Annotated in this window: 1 protein-coding gene; it reads right to left on the bottom strand. The window is 47.5% G+C overall.

Annotated features, from left to right (window positions below):
- Positions 1 to 321 precede the first annotated feature (321 nt).
- On the bottom strand, positions 322 to 3,082 hold a 2,761-nt coding region (locus F8N49_RS26860; RefSeq protein ID WP_218574930.1), incomplete at its 5' end, for a hypothetical protein.

Here is a 3,082-nt window from a genome sequence, read left to right as displayed (position 1 = left end):
AGTTTAGGGTGGTGCCGCAGGAGGCGGTGTGGAGGCCGGGTTTGAAGATGTGGAGGGGGTTCATGGTTTAGCGCTGCGTTGGGGAGATTCGCAGAGCTTGGGCTTGAAGGTCGGTTTGGGCTTTTAATCGGATTTAAAGGGTGGACTGCGGGGATTGCTGATGATGTGGCGGAAACTACGTGCGCGTATGGCGGCTTGCTTGTTTATAAAGCATTTACCGCTGATGCCCCGCGCAACCTTGAGCGGTTGCGGGGAGCACGGGGTTGTGAGCCTGCTAGGCTTGTTGTGTATAACCGTCGCTCCTATGTTTTAGGCGCCGGTTTAGGGCTTCGAAACATCCAAAACGAAAACATCGATCAGCCCAGCTAGTTCTGGTGGTAGCGTCCGCTGAATACTCTCTTTCAGTTCTTGGGCAGTCTTTATAATCGTATTTTTGAGGCCTGCGACCTTTTCACCAGGGCCGAACCAGATCGCAAGATAAATGCCCTGCTGTTCTGCATCTGGGTGGATGGAGTAGCGATCATAGAGTTGCGCGGATGCGGCCGTGTATAGGTCCTTGTGCCACTGCCCTTTTACTTCTGTCACAAGCAGCCTTCTCTTGCCACCTATCAACTTGGTCGCAGTGAAATCGCTGCGGTTCGCACTTTTCAGTTGATGCTCAGGTGTGATCGAAATGCCCTGCGACTCAAGTCTAATATTGAGACGCTCTGCAATGATTAAAGTCGCGGGCACCTCACCAAGTCGATCACCTTTCTCGTAAAAACGACTTGCGGAGTCGAATTCTCCACCATCTATGGCTTTCTGAAAGTCTTGGAGCTCTTGGAGGACGAGTTGACGAAGGCCTTCAACGTTTACCACCATGTCGCGATCGAGACGATTGACTATTTCCTCTGGTGTCGGCGGTTCGAAGTCTCGCAACGCATTCTGCCTGATTTTACCGGTCCGTATGCTCTTCAGATCGTTGAACATATCTTTAAAGCGATTATCAAAAAGGAGGCGATCAAGGACAAGGTCAGCGTCATCAGAGTCATCTAAATTGATTAACCAGACTACCTCAGTCAGAAAACGATATGCGTTTTCTCCATTGGGGTATCCTGACCCCCAATGGGGAGGGAGTTCAACTTTAGGCCACTTATCAATAAATGCATTTAAAATGCACTCAACTTTTATTGATGTGAGTTTGGGCCAGAATGGATGATTACTGTAACTAGAACGCCCAGTTCGCTCGTAAAGTTCAAATATCATTTCCTTATCGCTCGCGAGCCAAATCCAGTATGCCTGAGGGGTTTCTTCTATAAAGTAGAACGATCGCACGAACCAAAAAATACGCTTTTTTTCTAGGCTTTCATCGCTGGTTGGGCTGGGCCATTCTGAAATAAAGTGTGCGCAACGCTCTGCGATTATCTGTTGCAGGGCCTCGCGATCACCAGATTCAGTAGCAATCTCAAAAAGCGTATCTAGCGGTTCTAAAGATAACTCAGGAAAACGTCTGAGCCATTCAATTGAAAGCGATGCACGCAAATGTTTGAATACTTCGTCACCGCGTAGTAACCAAATTTCGGGGTGAAGGCAATCCGGTTGTGCCAACTGTGGTTCAACGTACTCACGGAGAAAATCTTCTGCACTCCCATCTTCCGCGAAAATTAGGCGGTTAACTTCTGTCTTTAACGAGTCCCGTTCTTCACTAGTGACAGCGTTGTAGCCCATGTCAATGTTAGTCCGTAACGCACGCAAAAGCCGCAGATCGATATTTTTCAAGCTGCCGACAGTACGCATGACCTCCATGCAAGCTGCAAAAAGAACCGTCTCAGATGTGAGATGCTGGGATGCGCATTGTAGTTCTGCGAGTTTGGAGAGGTCCGGGATCTGCGGGGTAATAAAGTCGAGGCAGTTTCTAAGCGCGTTACGAACGAGCGCTTCATCGCCTACCTTGACCTCAATCTTGTCTGGACTCATAAGCGCCAATTCAGCGAAACGAACTAAACACTTCCAGTCACGGCCGCTTTCGATAAGATCCCGGTTCGCTTGGAAATACAGGATGTTGGCCTGATGGATGCCACCTCGTTGTCGCTCAAGGCGCTTCATCCTTCGAGTGTGCTTTGACATGAGCTTTTGATTGGCTCGCTCAGATTGTTTATTAGATCTGTTGAACTTGTACCACTCACGCATCAATGACGGTTTTTTCAAAGCCTGCTCACGCATATGATGCCGTAAGCTATTAGGTCCTTTTTCAGAATCGTTCTGATGGTATCGATGCATCGCGATGTGATCTGCCCACAAGGCAGGGTTGTCATTCTCAAATGCAAAATCAACCATGTACTTGTAATCGGGAGTCTGAAAGCGAAGGCCAGAATGGGAATGAAGCTCAAATCTGCCTATCCTTGTTTCAAAAATCTCGTCGCTATTATTAAGATTTCCGAAAGCGCAGGCCATGACTCCTTGGCGCAGCGCATCGTTGTTTTGAAATACTTGGATCGATTTACTTTGATTAGGCGATCTCTGCTCGTGAAAAGTTAGGCCTTTCATCCACTGCCAAATACGTTCTGGTTCGAAGGGAGCTATCGCCAATTCGAAATAACGATCCAACATCAAACCTATAATTCTGCTGATGCCAAAGCGACAATCACATTGGTAGTATTTTTTCTGACACGTACAGATAAGTTTGCTGGTCAATTCATCAAGCAGCCACTCGATAAGATCGAGGTTGAATTCGGCGACCAGACGCTTCATGAAGAAACGTGCACCTACTGTTTTCTCATAAGGGTTTCGCTGGTTAGGGTAAAGTTTTGCGCAAGCACGAAAAGCATCAGCTAGATAAGCTCGATCAAATTTTTCTGGCCCGATAGCTGTGATTATATCTGCTGCTATCTTAAGCGAAGTGTAGCTTGCTTCGGCAATTAGAGCCGCCAAATCCATTTGATAGTCATAATCTTTTAATTCGAGTAAGCATGTGGCCGCCAATAGGCGGGCGCCTTCACCTTCGTCACTATTTGAAATAAGCTGGCTTAGCTCGCTTCGCAAGTTCGTAATTGCTTGTGACCCCGTCAGAAGTTCAAGGATCAGAGTTCGCAAGTGTCCGTCA

Source organism: Pseudomonas sp. GXM4 (assembly GCF_008923895.1).
Classification (GTDB): domain Bacteria; phylum Pseudomonadota; class Gammaproteobacteria; order Pseudomonadales; family Pseudomonadaceae; genus Aquipseudomonas; species Aquipseudomonas atacamensis.
Note: the sequence above shows the minus strand (reverse complement) of the source record. Positions and strands in the feature narration are given on the sequence as shown.